Origin of the sequence: Bacillus sp. FSL K6-1338, from assembly GCF_038006965.1 — a bacterium.
GTDB classification, from domain to species: Bacteria; Bacillota; Bacilli; order Bacillales; family Bacillaceae_G; genus Bacillus_A; species Bacillus_A thuringiensis_S.
In genome coordinates, this window is sequence record NZ_JBBOWI010000001.1 from 247,501 (window position 1) to 265,000 (window position 17,500).

The window sequence follows — 17,500 nt, forward strand, 5'->3', positions numbered from 1 at the left end:
CCGTGGAGCTTTACTGTAGCCTGATATTGAATTTTGGTACAGTTTGTACAGGATAGGCGGGAGCCATTGAAACCGGAGCGCTAGCTTCGGTGGAGGCGCTGGTGGGATACCGCCCTGACTGTATTGAAATTCTAACCTACGGGTCTTATCGACCCGGGAGACAGTGTCAGGTGGGCAGTTTGACTGGGGCGGTCGCCTCCTAAAGTGTAACGGAGGCGCCCAAAGGTTCCCTCAGAATGGTTGGAAATCATTCGTAGAGTGCAAAGGCATAAGGGAGCTTGACTGCGAGACCTACAAGTCGAGCAGGGACGAAAGTCGGGCTTAGTGATCCGGTGGTTCCGCATGGAAGGGCCATCGCTCAACGGATAAAAGCTACCCCGGGGATAACAGGCTTATCTCCCCCAAGAGTCCACATCGACGGGGAGGTTTGGCACCTCGATGTCGGCTCATCGCATCCTGGGGCTGTAGTCGGTCCCAAGGGTTGGGCTGTTCGCCCATTAAAGCGGTACGCGAGCTGGGTTCAGAACGTCGTGAGACAGTTCGGTCCCTATCCGTCGTGGGCGTAGGAAATTTGAGAGGAGCTGTCCTTAGTACGAGAGGACCGGGATGGACGCACCGCTGGTGTACCAGTTGTTCTGCCAAGGGCATAGCTGGGTAGCTATGTGCGGAAGGGATAAGTGCTGAAAGCATCTAAGCATGAAGCCCCCCTCAAGATGAGATTTCCCATAGCGTAAGCTAGTAAGATCCCTGAAAGATGATCAGGTTGATAGGTTCGAGGTGGAAGCATGGTGACATGTGGAGCTGACGAATACTAATAGATCGAGGACTTAACCATATAATATGTAGCAATGTTATCTAGTTTTGAAGGAATATGCCTTCATAGTTTGGTGATGATGGCAGAGAGGTCACACCCGTTCCCATACCGAACACGGAAGTTAAGCTCTCTAGCGCCGATGGTAGTTGGGACCTTGTCCCTGTGAGAGTAGGACGTCGCCAAGCTATTTATATCATCGCGGGGTGGAGCAGTACGGTAGCTCGTCGGGCTCATAACCCGAAGGTCGCAGGTTCAAATCCTGTCCCCGCAACCAAATGGTCCCGTGGTGTAGTGGTTAACATGCCTGCCTGTCACGCAGGAGATCGCCGGTTCGACCCCGGTCGGGACCGCCATTTTATATAAAGAAAAGAACGAAACAAGTTGTTTCGTATTTTTTTATTTGTTTTAACAAAAAACTAATAAAGACAGTCAAACTATCCTTAGGACAACTCCTAAGGACTTTTTTATATATTCAAAACCTGTATAATAAAGAGCAGAGAACATTGTGAGTAAAGTAGGTGAAGTCTGTGAGTAAATATGAAGTAACAACAAAATCTTCTGAGGAAACACAAAGATTATCAGAAAAACTAGGTGAACTCGTAGAGGCACAAGATGTAATTATTTTAGAAGGAGATCTTGGAGCTGGTAAGACGACTTTTACAAAGGGACTAGCAAAAGGTCTTGGAGTGAAAAGAGTTGTAAATAGTCCTACCTTTAATATTATTAAAGAATATAAAGGAAGATTACCGCTATATCATATGGACGTGTATCGCTTAGCAGAAAGCGAAGAGGACTTAGGCTTTGATGAGTATTTCTACGGTGAAGGAATTACGGTAGTGGAATGGGCTCATTTAATAGAAGCATATTTACCGAATGAAAAGTTACAAATTAGTTTATTCCATGCGGGAGATGACACAAGAAAAATTATACTCGAGCCAATTGGAAATCGCTATATTAGATTATGTGAGGAGCTATTACAAGATGAAAGTACTAGCAATTGATACTTCAAATTACGTAATGGGTGTATCCCTTATTGAGGAAGGAAACGTGATTGGGGAAATCATTACAAATTTGACGAAAAACCATTCTGTACGTCTTATGCCAGCTGTAGAGCAACTGTTAAAAGAATGTGGTGTAAAACCGAAGGAATTAACTAAAATCGTTGTAGCTGCTGGACCTGGATCATATACAGGTGTTCGCATAGGCGTGACAGCGGCAAAAACATTAGCTTGGTCACTTCAAATACCAATTGTAGGTGTATCAAGTTTAGAGGTAGTAGCTGCAAACGGTGCTAACTTTAATGGATTAATTTGTCCTTTATTTGATGGAAGGCGTGGGCAAATCTATACTGGATTATATACATACGAAGGAGAGCAGTTAACTTCAATAGAAGAAGACCGAATTATTCTTATTGTAGACTGGTTGCAAATGTTAAAAGATAAAGGACAGCCTGTTTTATTTATCGGTAATGATGTTAAATTGCATAAAGAAACAATTATAGAATATTTAGGTGATCAAGCTGTATTCGCTCCTTTTACTAAAAATAATCCAAGACCAAGTGAGCTAGCATTTTTAGGATTACAAAAAGAAGAACATGATGTGCATACGTTTGTTCCGAGCTATCTTCGTTTAGCTGAAGCTGAAACAAAGTGGTTAGAAAGTCAAAACAAGTAGGGGCCTTGCAGAAGATGGATATGATATTTAGAAAGATGGAACTTGATGATATTGCTCAAATTGTAGCTATTGAAGAAGTATCTTTTTCAACTCCTTGGACTGCAGATGCTTTTCACCGTGAATTAACGATGAATGAACATGCACATTATATTGTGTTAGAAAAAGATGGTCGTGTAATCGGGTATTGTGGATTGTGGATAATTATTGATGAATCACATATAACAAATATAGCTATTTTGCCAGAATACCGAGGTCAAAAGTTAGGAGATGCCTTATTGAAAGCAGTTATTTCAGAAGCGAAAGAACTAGGGGTAAAAACAATGACGCTTGAAGTACGTGTATCAAATGAAGTAGCAAAGCAGTTATACAAAAAATATGGATTTCAAAATGGTGGAATTCGTAAACGATACTATGCAGACAATCAGGAAGATGGTCTTGTAATGTGGGTGAATATATAATGGAAAAAAATACGATTATACTTGGGATTGAAACGAGCTGTGATGAAACAGCGGTAGCGGTTGTTAAAAATGGGACGGAAATTATTGCGAATGTCGTTGCATCACAAATTGAAAGTCATAAACGTTTTGGCGGCGTTGTACCAGAGATTGCATCCCGTCATCATGTAGAAGAAATTACAGTTGTGTTAGAAGAAGCTTTAAAAGAAGCAAACATAACATTTGATGATATTGATGCAATCGCTGTAACAGAAGGGCCTGGTTTAGTAGGAGCACTTCTAATTGGGGTAAATGCAGCGAAGGCAGTAGCTTTTGCACATGATATTCCGCTAGTCGGTGTTCATCATATTGCTGGTCATATTTATGCGAACCGTTTAGTAAAAGAAGTGCAATTCCCGCTATTATCACTTGTTGTATCTGGTGGGCATACAGAACTTGTTTATATGAAAGAACATGGTTCATTTGAAGTAATTGGTGAAACGCGAGATGATGCAGCTGGAGAAGCATATGATAAAGTAGCTCGTACGTTATCTATGCCATATCCAGGTGGTCCTCATATTGATCGCCTTGCACATGAAGGAGAACCAACAATTGATTTGCCTCGTGCATGGCTAGAACCGGATTCATATGATTTTAGCTTTAGTGGATTGAAATCAGCAGTTATCAACACTGTGCATAACGCGAAACAACGTGGTATAGAAATTAAACCAGAAGATTTAGCGGCAAGTTTCCAAGAAAGTGTAATAGATGTACTTGTAACGAAAGCAGCTCGTGCAGCAGCAGCTTATAATGTAAAGCAATTACTTCTTGCTGGTGGAGTAGCTGCTAATAAAGGACTTCGTGCCCGATTAGAAGAAGAATTTGCAAAAAAAGAAAACATTGAACTAATTATTCCACCGCTATCTTTATGCACAGATAATGCAGCAATGATTGCAGCGGCAGGGACAATTGCGTATGAACAAGGCAAGCGTGCAACATTAGCCTTAAATGCGAATCCAGGATTAGATATTGAAGCATAGTTATGCACATAATTAACCACAGCTTGTGGATAAAACCCATGTTATCTGTTGATAATGTGGGTTTTATTGTGTATATAAAGTGTTGGTAACTTTTTCGTTGGCTGTGGGTAATGTGGAAAAGTTGGTTTAATAGTTATTTTATAAAGGTGGATATGTGTATAAACTTGTGGATAAACTAGATGAAGTCTGACCTTTGAGTGTATTGTTTTTCGGGAAATAAAAAGCAAGAAGATATCCCCGAAAAACATTTTTTAATATCCCTCCATTATAGAGGGTGCTGATATTGTCAATCCTTGTCGGTAAATCGATATTTCGTGTCGAATCGTTTATGTATATAGGGTTACGATAGATATATTTGAAAAATCGTTGATATATTCCCAGTTACCATTGATATATCCAAAAAATTATTTATGTACTTAAAGAAAAAAGATGTCGCATAGTCAAAAATCATGACTGATGAGACATCTTCCTTATTTAAATACTCTTATACATGCAGCTCTTCCCACTCTGCCATACAAGTTTCAAGCTGTTCTTGTAGCGTTTGTTTTTTAGTTGTAATTTCACTAGCTTTTTCATAATCTGCATATATTTCTGGTAAGCAAAGTTGATCTTCTAACGTAGCAATTTCTTCTTCTAAGTTTACGATATTTTGTTCTAGCTCTTCAATTTTTCGAGTGCGTTGACGTTCTAATTGTTTACGCTCTTTTTCTTCGAGATAATTTAATTTTTCTTGAGCTACAGTTTTTTGAACAGGTGCCTGATTTTCTTGCTGTTCAAGTTGTTCAAATGCTGCCCGTTCAATCATTTCATTTTTCTTCTCCACATAGTAATCGTAATCACCTAAATATTCCTGTGCGCCTTCTGTTGATAACTCAACCACAGTCGTTGTTACACGGTTAATAAAGTAGCGGTCATGTGAGACAAATAGAAGAGTCCCTGGATAATCAATTAAAGCATTCTCTAAAATCTCTTTACTATTTAAATCAAGGTGGTTCGTAGGCTCATCCAGAATTAATAAATTTGACTTTTGCATCATAAGTTTCGCAAGAGCTAATCGAGCTTTTTGTCCACCACTAAGGGAAGATACTGGTTTCAGTACATCATCTCCTGTGAATAAAAAATTCCCGAGTATAGTACGGATTTCTTTTTCAGGTTGCAGTGGATATTCATCCCATAGTTCATTTAAAACCCGTTTAGAAGATGTTAAGTTTGCTTGTTCTTGATCATAATAGCCAACAGATACATTTGATCCGAAAGAAACATTACCATTTAATAGTGGTAACTTATTCACAATAGATTTTAATAATGTGGATTTCCCAATTCCGTTTGGACCAACTAAGGCAACACTATCTCCGCGAGTTAAGCGCATAGTTACGTGTTCAATTATAGGGGCCTCCTCATAGCCGATGGTTGCATCTTTTACTTGTAAAACATCATTTCCACTTTGCTTTTCAATATCGAAGTGGAATGATGCTGACTTAGAATCCCCTAATGGTCTCGTTAATAATTCCATTCTGTCCAGTTGTTTACGGCGACTTTGAGCACGTTTCGTTGTAGAAGCGCGAGCTATATTCTTTTGAACGAAGTCCTCAAGTTTTGCGATTTCATCTTGTTGTTTTTCGTAACGTTTCATTTCTTGATCATATAATGCTGATTTTAAGTCTAAATATTTACTGTAGTTACCAACAAATCGTCTGCTTTCTTTATTCGAAATTTCATATACTTGTGTAACGAGTTTGTCTAAGAAATAACGGTCATGGGAAACGATTAATATTGCGCCAGGATAACCTTGTAAATATTGCTCAAGCCATGTTAATGTTTCAATGTCTAAATGGTTTGTAGGCTCGTCCAAAATAAGTAAGTCTGGTTTTGTTAATAATAATTTCCCGAGAGCTAATCTTGTTTTTTGCCCGCCACTTAAAGTAGAGATCGTCGTCTGGTGTGTTTCAACTGGGAAGCCAAGGCCGCTTAAAATGGAGCGAATATCCGCTTCGTATTGATATCCACCTTGATCTTTATAATTGAGTTGCAATTGGTCATAATCAGCTAACAATCTTTCATATATAGCTTCGTTTGAAAAGTTTTCTTCTTTTCCCATTTCTTGCTCAAGCTTTCGAAGTTTTGTCTCCATTTGCTGTAAGTGGGTAAAGACGGTTAGCATTTCATCCCAAATTGTTAAAGACGTTTCTAGGCCAGTATTTTGAGCTAAATACCCGATTGAGACATCTTTCGGTTTTATAATTTCGCCACCATCATGTGATAACTCACCAGCGATAATTTTTAATAATGTAGATTTTCCAGCTCCATTCCTTCCAACTAATGCGATACGATCTTTTGTTTGTACTTCCAATTTTATGTTTGCAAGAATTGTTTCTGCACCGTATAATTTCGAAAGTCCATTTACTTGTAATAAAATCAATGTTCTCACCTCAAATAATTTCTTAACTTTGCCATGTTTATATTTCTCAATCATACTAAAAATAGTGTATAGTTTAAAATAAAGAGAGAATACTTCTTCTCTTTATTATACAAGGAATTTAATGAGTGCTAAACTTCTGTATTTGATTAAAGTATATGAATAAAGATAGGAAGAGAGGAGAGGTCATATGGATCAGCAAAAGATTCCACAAGCCACTGCTAAAAGATTGCCTCTATACTATCGATTTATCCAAAACTTATCTCTTTCTGGTAAGCAGCGTGTTTCATCGGCCGAATTGAGTGAAGTGGTAAAAGTAGATTCCGCAACAATACGAAGAGATTTTTCGTATTTTGGAGCATTAGGGAAAAAGGGATATGGATATAACGTAAATTATTTATTATCATTTTTCCGCGAAACACTTGATCAAGATGATATAACGCGTGTAGCACTTATTGGAGTAGGTAATTTAGGGACCGCTTTCTTACATTATAATTTCACGAAAAACAATAATACAAAAATTGAAATGGCATTTGATGTTAGTGAAGAGAAAGTTGGAACAGAAATCGGGGGCATTCCTGTATATCATTTAGATGAATTAGAAGAGAGATTATCAAATGATATACAAGTGGCAATATTAACAGTACCGGCTACAGTAGCACAAGCTGTAGCAGATAGATTAGCTGAAACGAGCGTGCACGGTATTTTGAATTTCACACCAGCACGATTAAACGTATCAGAGAATATTAGAATTCATCATATTGATTTAGCTGTAGAGTTACAAACATTAGTTTACTTTTTGAAAAACTATCCACAATAAAACGCAGAGGAAGCGACCTCTGCGTTTTATTATTGTTTCTTCTTTGTGAATTTAACTAATATAAGGCGAAGTGCCAAATTAAAATCAATTGTTGCCATAACTGCAAATAGTATTGTCCACACATTCCAGATTGTATCTGTCACGTTCGTAATGGCGAAGCGTGTAAAGATACATCCAAGAAGGAAGTATAATGCGGCCATGAACAATGGTGAGTTTCTCATACAAAAAATCCTCCGATAAATCCTTGCATTTTTTCAGCTTCTTTAATCATTTCTTGAATTTGCTCATTGCTCATAAAAATTTGCCCAATAGCGACTAATGTATTCATCGCAACATGAGCTGCAATAGGAACGATAATGCGCTTCGTCTTCACATATAAGAAGGCGAATACGAGCCCCATAGCAGTGTATACCAATAAGTGAGTAAAATCAAAATGAATTGCTGCGAATACAAGTGAACTAATGATAGCTGCAATAAAGAAGTTGAACTTCTTATAAAGTGCACCGAATAGAATTTTTCTAAATACGATTTCTTCTAAGATAGGTCCGATTATAGATACAACAATAAGGAACCAAGGAGTAGTTCGTGCAATTTCCATCAGTTTCATTGTATTTTCTGAACCTTGTTTAATTCCTAGTAGCTGCATCTCGATCATACCGGCAACTATTTGTGAAAAGAAAGCTAAGAATAATCCGATGAAAATCCACCCAATTGTAGCTGGAACAGAAGAGTGCGTTGCATCTAAATGTCTGTCGCGAATATCTGTTCTAAGTAACCAAAGTACGATACATAATGCAACAAAGAAGCTAATAATTGCCCAGTGTCCCATTATGATTTGTCCTTTTTCCTCAATGGTAAATCCTCTATTATCATAGAGTCCTGTTTTTAGGAGAAGTGGTAATCCAACAGCGCCAGATAATTGCATTAAAATGTATGTAACGATAATCCACCAGTATTGTTTCTTCAAATGGTTTAACCATCCTTTCTAACTCTAGTGTATGAGATGAGGTAGGATAACATGTAAATATGTTATCTACGATATAAACTTTCATTCGAATTATGATTTTTTTGTAAATACGTATTTTAAATTAAAGTAGGAGACAGGAAAAAGTTGTACGTTTAGCGAAAACAACTTAGGGTGTCTTTCATATTGTAACATACGAGTAGGGGAAACAACGATTCATATAGTAAAGGCAGTATTCTATATAGAAAGTTTATATAGTAATTTGCGAAAAAATTATGATTTTTTTACTTGCAAAAGAAATTGAGATTATTTATTATTATAAGTGTGTTAGCACTCGGGTGACTTGAGTGCTAATAAATAAAATTTACATAACAAAATGAGGAGGTTATTGTTCATGCTAAAGCCATTAGGTGATCGCGTTGTAATTGAGCTTGTTCAAGCAGAAGAAAAAACAGCAAGTGGTATTGTATTACCAGACACTGCAAAAGAAAAACCACAAGAGGGTAAAGTTGTTGCAGTAGGTACTGGTCGAGTGCTTGAAAATGGTGAGCGTGTTGCTTTAGAGGTAGCAGCAGGTGATCTTATCATCTTCTCAAAATATGCAGGTACTGAAGTGAAATATGAAGGTACAGACTACTTGATTTTACGTGAAAGTGACATTTTAGCAGTTATCGGTTAATTATATAAATCTTAAAAAAATCCAAGGGGGTCAATTATTATGGCAAAAGATATTAAATTTAGTGAAGAAGCACGTCGTTCGATGCTTCGCGGTGTCGACACTCTTGCAAACGCAGTAAAAGTAACGCTTGGACCAAAAGGTCGTAACGTTGTACTTGAGAAAAAATTCGGTTCACCACTTATTACAAATGATGGTGTAACAATCGCAAAAGAAATCGAATTAGAAGATGCATTCGAAAACATGGGTGCGAAATTAGTAGCAGAAGTTGCTAGCAAAACAAATGATGTAGCTGGTGACGGAACAACAACTGCAACTGTATTAGCGCAAGCTATGATTCGTGAAGGTCTTAAAAACGTAACAGCTGGTGCTAACCCAATGGGTCTTCGTAAAGGTATCGAAAAAGCTGTTACTGCTGCAATTGAAGAATTAAAAACGATTTCTAAACCAATCGAAGGCAAATCTTCTATCGCACAAGTAGCTGCTATTTCTGCAGCTGACGAAGAAGTAGGTCAATTAATCGCTGAAGCAATGGAGCGCGTTGGTAACGATGGCGTTATTACTTTAGAAGAGTCTAAAGGATTCACAACAGAATTAGACGTAGTAGAAGGTATGCAATTTGATCGTGGATATGCATCTCCTTACATGATTACTGATTCTGACAAAATGGAAGCAGTTCTTGATAACCCATACATCTTAATTACTGACAAAAAGATTTCTAACATCCAAGAAATCTTACCAGTATTAGAGCAAGTGGTACAACAAGGTAAACCACTTCTTATCATTGCTGAAGATGTAGAAGGCGAAGCTTTAGCTACATTAGTAGTGAACAAACTTCGTGGTACATTCAACGTAGTAGCTGTTAAAGCTCCTGGATTTGGTGACCGTCGTAAAGCAATGCTAGAAGATATCGCAATCTTAACTGGTGGCGAAGTAATCACTGAAGAATTAGGTCGTGACTTAAAATCTGCTACAGTTGAATCTTTAGGACGCGCTGGTAAAGTTGTTGTTACAAAAGAAAACACAACTGTAGTTGAAGGTATTGGAAATACAGAGCAAATCGCAGCTCGTATCGGTCAAATCCGTGCGCAATTAGAAGAAACAACTTCTGAATTCGATCGTGAAAAATTACAAGAGCGTCTTGCTAAACTAGCAGGTGGCGTAGCGGTAATTAAAGTAGGTGCAGCAACTGAAACTGAGTTAAAAGAGCGCAAACTTCGCATTGAAGATGCACTTAACTCAACTCGTGCAGCAGTAGAAGAAGGTATCGTTGCAGGTGGTGGTACTTCACTTATGAACGTATACACGAAAGTAGCTTCTATCGTAGCTGAAGGCGACGAAGCAACAGGTATCAACATCGTACTTCGCGCACTAGAAGAGCCAGTTCGTCAAATCGCAATCAACGCTGGTCTAGAAGGATCTGTAGTTGTAGAGCGTCTAAAAGGCGAAAAAGTAGGCGTTGGTTTCAACGCAGCTACTGGCGAATGGGTTAACATGCTTGAGTCTGGTATCGTAGATCCAGCTAAAGTAACTCGTTCTGCACTTCAAAACGCAGCATCTGTTGCAGCTATGTTCTTAACAACTGAAGCTGTAGTAGCTGACAAGCCAGAACCAAATGCACCAGCAATGCCTGACATGGGCGGCATGGGCATGGGCGGTATGGGCGGAATGATGTAATTCCGTTTGCCCTAAAAAACATCCATTTCTATATAGAAATGGATGTTTTTTTATGTTTTTTAGAAAAGGAAATGAATTTCTGTAGAATTTTGTCGCTTTCTCTCTTGACCATATAGATACTTCATTGTTAGAATCTAGGAAGATAATATAAAACGATCCTTCATATATCCTCAATGATATGGTTTGAGAGTCTCTACCGGGTTACCGTAAACAACCTGACTATGAAGGCAGTGTGTCTTATATTTATAAAGAGCGGAGACTATCTTTCTTTATAAAGCCAGACCCCTGCCTTTTCTTTGTTATGAGACTAGAGGCGGAGGACTGGCTTTTTTTATTATATTAGTAATGCTTTTCGCCAAATTGGTGAAAATATTTATATACGAGAACTAACGTTGGGGTGATTATTTTGAAGAAGCAACACGATACAATTATCGTTTTAGATTTTGGAAGTCAATACAATCAGTTAATAGCACGTCGAATTCGTGAGTTCGGTGTATACAGTGAACTTCATCCACATACAATTACTGCAGAAGAAATTAAAGCAATGAATCCAAAAGGGATTATTTTCTCTGGTGGACCAAATAGCGTATACGGTGAAGGTGCATTACATTGTGATGAAAAAATCTTCGAACTAGGATTACCGATTTTCGGTATCTGTTACGGTATGCAGCTTATGACACAACACTTCGGTGGTAAAGTAGAGCGTGCCAACCACCGTGAGTACGGAAAAGCTGTTCTTAAAGTAGAGAACGAATCAAAATTATATGCGAACCTTCCAGAAGAGCAAGTTGTATGGATGAGCCATGGCGACTTAGTAACTGGTTTACCTGAAGGATTTGTAGTAGACGCAACAAGTGAGTCTTGTCCAATTGCTGGTATGAGCAATGAAGAGAAAAACTTATACGGTGTACAATTCCACCCAGAAGTACGTCACTCTGAGCACGGTAACGATTTAATTAAAAACTTCGTATTCGGTGTATGTGGTTGTTCTGAAGGATGGAACATGGAGAACTTTATCGAAGTAGAACTAGAGAAAATTCGTGAAACTGTTGGAGACAAAAAAGTACTATGCGCACTTAGCGGCGGTGTAGACTCTTCTGTTGTAGCAGTATTAATTCATAAAGCAATCGGCGATCAATTAACATGTATTTTCGTTGACCATGGTTTACTTCGTAAAGGTGAAGCGGAAGGCGTTATGAAAACATTCAGCGAAGGCTTCCACATGAACGTTATTAAAGTGGATGCACAAGAACGTTTCATGAACAAGTTAAAAGGTGTAGAAGATCCAGAACAAAAACGTAAAATCATTGGTAATGAATTCATTTACGTATTTGATGATGAAGCTTCTAAATTACAAGGTATGGACTTCTTAGCACAAGGTACACTTTACACAGACATCGTTGAAAGTGGTACAGCAACTGCACAAACAATTAAATCTCACCATAACGTTGGTGGACTTCCAGAAGACATGCAGTTCAAATTAATTGAGCCTTTAAATACGTTATTTAAAGATGAAGTACGTGTATTAGGATCTGAACTAGGAATTCCTGATGAAATCGTATGGCGTCAACCATTCCCAGGTCCTGGTCTTGGTATTCGTGTATTAGGTGAAATCACAGAAGAGAAATTAGAAATCGTTCGTGAATCTGATGCGATTTTACGTGAAGAAATTATTAAAGCAGGATTAGACCGCGAAATCTGGCAATACTTCACTGCGCTTCCTGGCATGCGTAGCGTAGGTGTTATGGGTGACGAGCGTACTTACGATTACACAGTAGGTATCCGCGCGGTAACATCTATCGACGGTATGACAGCTGATTGGGCACGTATCCCTTGGGACGTACTAGAGAAAATCTCTGTTCGTATCGTAAACGAAGTGAAACACGTTAACCGTATCGTGTATGATGTAACGAGTAAGCCACCAGCAACTATTGAGTGGGAATAGTATTGTAATAAAAAAGATCCATCTATCATTCATGAATAGATGGATCTTTTTGTTTTCGTTATTAATACGAACGAAAATATAAAAATTTATAAAATTGTTCGTTTTTAAATTGACAAAAACACTACCTCGAGTTAATATGAGTATGTAATTCAAACGAAAAGTGAATATTATGCCGTCGTATAATATCGGGGATATGGCCCGAAAGTTTCTACCTAGCTACCGTAAATGGCTTGACTACGAGGCGTTTGTATAAAGATGAGGGGAAACTTGTCTTTGTTTATAGAACGCTTCCATGTATATATGCAATGGAAGCCTTTTTTATTTCTCGGGATAAAAGAGGGCTAGGGGAAATACGGCGAGTAATCATATAACGGGGGAAACGTAGGATGAAACGCTATTTTCAGTTTGATGAGCTCGGTACGAATTATAAGACTGAGTTCATAGCAGGGTTAACGACATTTCTATCTATGGCTTACGTACTATTTGTCAATCCTGCTACGCTGTCGCTTGGAAATGTTAAAGGGTTACCAGCAGGTACAGGGATGGATCCAGGTGCAGTATTCGTTGCTACGGCATTAGCGGCAGCGATCGGTTCGTTAATTATGGGTATTTTCGCGAAGTATCCAATTGCTTTAGCGCCAGGTATGGGAATTAACGCGTTCTTTGCTTATACAGCAGTGTTAACGATGGGGATTCCATGGCAAACGGCCATTGCCGGAACATTAATGTCAGGTATTATCTTTATTATTCTTACTGCTTCAGGTATTCGTGAAAAAATCATCAATGCAATTCCATCGGAGTTAAAGTTTGCAGTAGCAGCAGGTATCGGATTGTTCATTGCATTTCTTGGATTCCAAAATGCCGGAATTATCGTGAAAAATGATGCTGTTCTTGTTGGGTTGGGGGACTTAACAAAGGGCACAACGTTACTAGCAATCTTCGGGGTTGTTACGACAATCATCTTTATGATTAAGAAAGTTAATGGTGCAGTATTTTACGGTATGATTCTTACGGCGATCTTAGGAGTGGCAACAGGATTAATTGATACTCCGAAAGCTGTAGTGGGAGCAATACCGAGTCTAGAACCAACGTTCGGTGCTGCGTTAACGCACTTTGGAGATATTTTCACTGTTCAAATGGGTATTGTTATTATAACGTTCTTCTTTATCGATTTCTTTGATACAGCAGGTACGCTTGTAGCGGTTGCGAATCAAGCTGGATTAATGAAGAACAATAAATTACCACGTGCAGGAAAAGCATTATTTGCAGATGCGATTGCAACTGTAATTGGTGCAATCTTGGGTACATCAACAACAACGTCTTACATTGAGTCTTCTGCAGGGGTAGCAGCAGGAGGACGTTCTGGATTTACAGCAGTTGTAACAGCAGGATTCTTCTTACTGGCATTATTCTTCTCGCCATTACTAAGTGTTGTAACGCCAGCTGTAACGGCACCAGCTTTAATTATTGTAGGAATCTTGATGGTTTCTTCCTTAGGGGAAATTGATTGGAAGAAATTCGAGATTGCAGTGCCAGCATTCTTTACAATTATCTCTATGCCACTTACGTATAGTATCGCAACTGGGATTGCGATTGGATTTATCTTCTATCCAATTACAATGGTTGTGAGTGGTCGTCGTAAAGAGGTTCATCCGATTATGTATGTTATGGGAGTTTTATTCGTACTATATTTCATCTACGTTCGTAAATAAAAGGGGTTTTTTCAAAGGTCTAGACTTAAGGGGAGTCTAGACCTTTTTTGCGTCTTCAGAAAAACTTAAGGATTTCCGAGCGTTTTTCTTCAGAAGTTTTTCTATAATAGAAGTTAGGGATTAAAAAAGTGATGGGGGAGATATTGTGGCACACGAAACAATACTTGTCGTAGATGATGAAAAAGAAATTCGAAATTTAATTACAATCTATTTAAAGAATGAAGGATATAAAGTATTGCAAGCAGGAGACGGGGAAGAAGGATTACGTTTACTAGAAGAAAATGAAGTACATCTAGTCGTATTAGATATTATGATGCCGAAAGTGGATGGTATTCATATGTGTATGAAAGTAAGGGAAGCGAAAGAGATGCCTATTATTATGCTTTCTGCCAAAACGCAAGATATGGATAAGATTTTAGGATTAACAACAGGAGCAGATGATTACGTAACGAAGCCCTTTAATCCATTAGAGTTAATTGCACGAATTAAATCTCAGTTACGCCGTTATATGAAAATGAATGGTTTCGCTGTCCAAAATGAGGACGAGTTAGAAATTGGAGAGATGAAAATCAACATCTCGACCCATAAAGTTATTGTAGAGGGAGAAGAAGTGAAACTAACTCCGAGGGAATTTTCAATTTTAGAATTGCTAACTAGAAATCCAGGTATGGTGTTTAGTGCGGAGCAAATTTATGAAAAGGTGTGGAACGAACGATCTTTCCAGTCTGATAATACTGTAATGGTGCATATTCGAAAAGTGCGTGAAAAGATTGAGGAGAATCCAAGGAAACCTAGATATATAAAAACGGTATGGGGAGTGGGATATAAGATTGAAAAAGATATTTAATCCGTTTACTTACGTTCGGAAAATTCGAGAATTAATTGAAAAGATAATAAAGAGCGTGAAACGGAGTATAAGGATTCAACTTATTACGGCGTTTACTGCTTGTGCGTTATTAGGTCTCTTTGTATCAACGAAGATAGTAGCACCTATTTTTGAAGATGCTAGCCAACATGCCGAGATTAATTACAGAGATGGTATGGAGCAAATTAATCGTAAAGCTCAAAGTACAGCGGAAATGATGGTTGTTGAAAATAAATTAGATGCTGTACAAAACATGATAGAGCTAGAAAATGAGAATTTAGAGCAAGGGCATGATGCCTTTAAAATATTAGTTACTGACGAAAATGGTAAAGTTTTGTATAAAACGAAGCAAGCGCAAGAAGAACAAATTAATTTGCATAATACAATTCGTAATGCGACTTCATTTGCTATCAATTATTCAAATAATAATGATATTGAAAGGTCAAGAAAAGAGTTTATTACATTCTCGCCTATTACAATTGAAGGTAAGAACTTATATATGTTTGTAAGTGGGATTCCTCAAGGAGAGGTAGTGTACTATAAAGTAGAAGGACCATTCCCATTTTTAATTGGTGTCCTTGTATTCATCTTCTCTTTCTTCTATATAACAAAGAGAAAGATGAAGCAGATTGAAGCAATGGCACAAGGTGTAAAGGAAATAGAAAGAGGTAACTTAGCGTACCGCATTGAGAAAAAAGGTGAAGATGAGATTGCGTCTTTAACTGAGAATATTAATAATATGGCGGAAGAGCTTATGAATAATATAGAAAAGGAACGTAAATTAGAAAAGCAGAAAAATGAGCTTATCACAAATGTATCTCATGATTTGCGTACACCACTTACTTCTATTATGGGTTACTTACGATTACTTCGAGATTCTAAATATGAAAATAAAGAACAACATGATGAGTATACAAGAATTGCTTTTGTAAAGTCGGAGCAGTTAAAGAATTTAATAGAAGATTTATTTGAGTATACGAAGTTAACAAATGAACAAGTTGTATTAGAAAAACAAGAAGTATGTGTAAATGAGTTGCTTGAGCAATTAATAGAAGAGTTAGTACCGCAGGCGGAAGAACATGGACTTACGTTTGTTAAGAAGTTTCCTGAGGAACGTACTTATGCATCGATTGATTCGGAAAAGATGGTTCGTGTATTTGATAATTTACTAATGAATGCGATTAAGTACAGTAAAGATGATGGAGAGATAAAAGTTTCTCTTCAAAGGCAGCGTAGGGATATACAAATTGTAATTGCGAATCATAGTGAAGAGTTTACGAGAGAAGAGTTAGTGAATTTGTTTGAACGTTTCTATAAGAAGGATCAATCTCGAAGTAGAGTAACGGAAGGATCGGGACTTGGCTTAGCGATTGCGAAAAGTATTGTTGAGTTGCAAGGTGGTAGTATTCGAGCGGAATATAGGGATGGTATTATTCAATTTATCGTCTCTTTACCAATTATAGAAAAATAATAAATGAATAGAATGATATGTGATAAAAAGGCTTATTTTAAAAGAAATAAGCCTTTTTATATTTTTTATAAAAACATATTGACGATTAGAGATTAGAGGTGTAATATAGAACAAGTCGCCGATGACAATAACGTCGCAAGCGACAAACAAAATGAAAAACTTAGTTGACATTGAAAGATGAAGATGTTAACATAAAGAAGTCGCAAATGAGCGACTAAGTAGTTCTTTGAAAACTGAACGAAACAAACAACGTGAAACGTCAATTTTTATTTTTAGATGCTAGACAAACTAACTTTATTGGAGAGTTTGATCCTGGCTCAGGATGAACGCTGGCGGCGTGCCTAATACATGCAAGTCGAGCGAATGGATTGAGAGCTTGCTCTCAAGAAGTTAGCGGCGGACGGGTGAGTAACACGTGGGTAACCTGCCCATAAGACTGGGATAACTCCGGGAAACCGGGGCTAATACCGGATAACATTTTGAACTGCATGGTTCGAAATTGAAAGGCGGCTTCGGCTGTCACTTATGGATGGACCCGCGTCGCATTAGCTAGTTGGTGAGGTAACGGCTCACCAAGGCAACGATGCGTAGCCGACCTGAGAGGGTGATCGGCCACACTGGGACTGAGACACGGCCCAGACTCCTACGGGAGGCAGCAGTAGGGAATCTTCCGCAATGGACGAAAGTCTGACGGAGCAACGCCGCGTGAGTGATGAAGGCTTTCGGGTCGTAAAACTCTGTTGTTAGGGAAGAACAAGTGCTAGTTGAATAAGCTGGCACCTTGACGGTACCTAACCAGAAAGCCACGGCTAACTACGTGCCAGCAGCCGCGGTAATACGTAGGTGGCAAGCGTTATCCGGAATTATTGGGCGTAAAGCGCGCGCAGGTGGTTTCTTAAGTCTGATGTGAAAGCCCACGGCTCAACCGTGGAGGGTCATTGGAAACTGGGAGACTTGAGTGCAGAAGAGGAAAGTGGAATTCCATGTGTAGC

14 protein-coding genes, 2 tRNA genes, 3 rRNA genes and 2 riboswitches (2 of these 21 running past the window's edge) are annotated in these 17,500 nt (G+C 38.4%); of the genes, 16 read left to right on the forward strand and 3 right to left on the reverse strand.

Features of this window, described 5'->3' with window-relative positions; genetic code table 11:
* The 8 genes from NZ044_RS01445 to tsaD all read left to right on the forward strand — a co-directional run.
* Window positions 1-835: ribosomal RNA gene (locus NZ044_RS01445) — 23S ribosomal RNA — on the forward strand; it begins 2,087 nt to the left of the window's first position.
* Between the two features lie 48 nt (window positions 836-883).
* Window positions 884-999 (forward strand): 5S ribosomal RNA (gene rrf / locus NZ044_RS01450).
* Between the two features lie 12 nt (window positions 1,000-1,011).
* Window positions 1,012-1,088: transfer RNA gene (locus NZ044_RS01455), tRNA-Met, on the forward strand.
* A 3-nt stretch (window positions 1,089-1,091) separates the two neighbouring features.
* Window positions 1,092-1,167, forward strand: a tRNA-Asp gene (locus tag NZ044_RS01460).
* Between the two features lie 174 nt (window positions 1,168-1,341).
* Window positions 1,342-1,815, forward strand: a complete 474-nt coding sequence (tsaE, locus tag NZ044_RS01465) for a tRNA (adenosine(37)-N6)-threonylcarbamoyltransferase complex ATPase subunit type 1 TsaE (RefSeq protein ID WP_000049643.1) — start codon at window positions 1,342-1,344, stop codon at window positions 1,813-1,815.
* Window positions 1,796-2,488, forward strand: a complete 693-nt coding sequence (gene tsaB / locus NZ044_RS01470; protein ID WP_000865772.1) for a tRNA (adenosine(37)-N6)-threonylcarbamoyltransferase complex dimerization subunit type 1 TsaB — start codon at window positions 1,796-1,798, stop codon at window positions 2,486-2,488. The genes tsaE and tsaB overlap by 20 nt, the downstream gene beginning before the upstream one ends.
* 14 nt (window positions 2,489-2,502) lie before the next feature.
* Window positions 2,503-2,946, forward strand: a complete 444-nt coding sequence (rimI, locus tag NZ044_RS01475; RefSeq protein WP_000367207.1) for a ribosomal protein S18-alanine N-acetyltransferase — start codon at window positions 2,503-2,505, stop codon at window positions 2,944-2,946.
* Window positions 2,946-3,962: a tRNA (adenosine(37)-N6)-threonylcarbamoyltransferase complex transferase subunit TsaD gene (tsaD, locus tag NZ044_RS01480; protein ID WP_000414591.1), complete on the forward strand. Its 1,017-nt coding sequence runs from the start codon at window positions 2,946-2,948 to the stop codon at window positions 3,960-3,962. The genes rimI and tsaD overlap by 1 nt, the downstream gene beginning before the upstream one ends.
* 484 nt (window positions 3,963-4,446) lie before the next feature.
* Here the strand turns inward: tsaD and NZ044_RS01485 are convergent, their stop codons facing one another.
* Entirely contained in the window at window positions 4,447-6,381 is a 1,935-nt protein-coding gene (locus NZ044_RS01485) for an ABC-F family ATP-binding cassette domain-containing protein (protein WP_216364059.1), read from the reverse strand.
* Window positions 6,382-6,568: 187 nt separating this feature from the next.
* Between NZ044_RS01485 and NZ044_RS01490 the strand changes: the two genes are divergently transcribed.
* Window positions 6,569-7,198 carry a redox-sensing transcriptional repressor Rex gene (locus tag NZ044_RS01490; RefSeq protein ID WP_340949431.1) on the forward strand — a complete coding sequence of 210 codons (630 nt, stop codon included), beginning with the start codon at window positions 6,569-6,571 and terminating at the stop codon, window positions 7,196-7,198.
* A 29-nt stretch (window positions 7,199-7,227) separates the two neighbouring features.
* Here NZ044_RS01490 and NZ044_RS01495 read toward each other — a convergent pair whose 3' ends face one another.
* Together NZ044_RS01495 and NZ044_RS01500 are read right to left on the reverse strand one after the other, a co-directional pair.
* Entirely contained in the window at window positions 7,228-7,419 is a 192-nt protein-coding gene (locus tag NZ044_RS01495) for a YdiK family protein (protein WP_001246204.1), read from the reverse strand.
* On the reverse strand, window positions 7,416-8,165 hold the full coding sequence (locus NZ044_RS01500; RefSeq protein WP_340949432.1) for a CPBP family intramembrane glutamic endopeptidase: 750 nt from the start codon (window positions 8,163-8,165) through the stop codon (window positions 7,416-7,418). The genes NZ044_RS01495 and NZ044_RS01500 overlap by 4 nt, the downstream gene beginning before the upstream one ends.
* Window positions 8,166-8,556: 391 nt before the next feature.
* Between NZ044_RS01500 and groES the strand changes: the two genes are divergently transcribed.
* The 7 genes from groES to NZ044_RS01535 form a co-directional block, all read left to right on the forward strand.
* Complete coding sequence (gene groES / locus NZ044_RS01505; RefSeq protein WP_000917311.1) at window positions 8,557-8,841, forward strand: co-chaperone GroES; 285 nt, start codon at window positions 8,557-8,559, stop codon at window positions 8,839-8,841.
* 39 nt (window positions 8,842-8,880) lie between these two features.
* Entirely contained in the window at window positions 8,881-10,515 is a 1,635-nt protein-coding gene (gene groL / locus NZ044_RS01510) for a chaperonin GroEL (protein WP_001029992.1), read from the forward strand.
* A 140-nt stretch (window positions 10,516-10,655) separates the two neighbouring features.
* Window positions 10,656-10,757, forward strand: a riboswitch (purine riboswitch).
* A gap of 164 nt (window positions 10,758-10,921) precedes the next feature.
* Window positions 10,922-12,460, forward strand: a complete 1,539-nt coding sequence (gene guaA / locus NZ044_RS01515; RefSeq protein ID WP_000743914.1) for a glutamine-hydrolyzing GMP synthase — start codon at window positions 10,922-10,924, stop codon at window positions 12,458-12,460.
* A gap of 155 nt (window positions 12,461-12,615) precedes the next feature.
* Window positions 12,616-12,717, forward strand: a riboswitch (purine riboswitch).
* Between the two features lie 129 nt (window positions 12,718-12,846).
* On the forward strand, window positions 12,847-14,172 hold the full coding sequence (locus NZ044_RS01520; RefSeq protein WP_000833094.1) for an NCS2 family permease: 1,326 nt from the start codon (window positions 12,847-12,849) through the stop codon (window positions 14,170-14,172).
* 145 nt (window positions 14,173-14,317) lie between these two features.
* A complete protein-coding gene (locus NZ044_RS01525; RefSeq protein WP_000929886.1) occupies window positions 14,318-15,019 on the forward strand; it encodes a response regulator transcription factor in 702 nt (233 codons plus the stop codon).
* Window positions 15,003-16,508 (forward strand): sensor histidine kinase, encoded by a 1,506-nt coding sequence (locus NZ044_RS01530; RefSeq protein WP_097982213.1) that lies wholly within the window; start codon window positions 15,003-15,005, stop codon window positions 16,506-16,508. Before NZ044_RS01525 ends, NZ044_RS01530 begins: the two co-directional genes overlap by 17 nt.
* A gap of 294 nt (window positions 16,509-16,802) precedes the next feature.
* Window positions 16,803-17,500, forward strand: a 16S ribosomal RNA gene (locus NZ044_RS01535); it runs 854 nt beyond the window's last position.

What these genes read in the sequence shown, in the direction of transcription:
- tsaB (WP_000865772.1), top strand. Translation starts at nt 1,796, where the DNA reads ATGAAAGTACTAGCAATTGATACTTCAAATTACGTAATGGGTGTATCC.
- rimI (WP_000367207.1), top strand. Translation starts at nt 2,503, where the DNA reads ATGGATATGATATTTAGAAAGATGGAACTTGATGATATTGCTCAAATT.
- tsaD (WP_000414591.1), top strand. Translation starts at nt 2,946, where the DNA reads ATGGAAAAAAATACGATTATACTTGGGATTGAAACGAGCTGTGATGAA.
- NZ044_RS01490 (WP_340949431.1), top strand. Translation starts at nt 6,569, where the DNA reads ATGGATCAGCAAAAGATTCCACAAGCCACTGCTAAAAGATTGCCTCTA.
- NZ044_RS01495 (WP_001246204.1), bottom strand. Translation starts at nt 7,419, where the DNA reads ATGAGAAACTCACCATTGTTCATGGCCGCATTATACTTCCTTCTTGGA.
- groES (WP_000917311.1), top strand. Translation starts at nt 8,557, where the DNA reads ATGCTAAAGCCATTAGGTGATCGCGTTGTAATTGAGCTTGTTCAAGCA.
- groL (WP_001029992.1), top strand. Translation starts at nt 8,881, where the DNA reads ATGGCAAAAGATATTAAATTTAGTGAAGAAGCACGTCGTTCGATGCTT.
- NZ044_RS01520 (WP_000833094.1), top strand. Translation starts at nt 12,847, where the DNA reads ATGAAACGCTATTTTCAGTTTGATGAGCTCGGTACGAATTATAAGACT.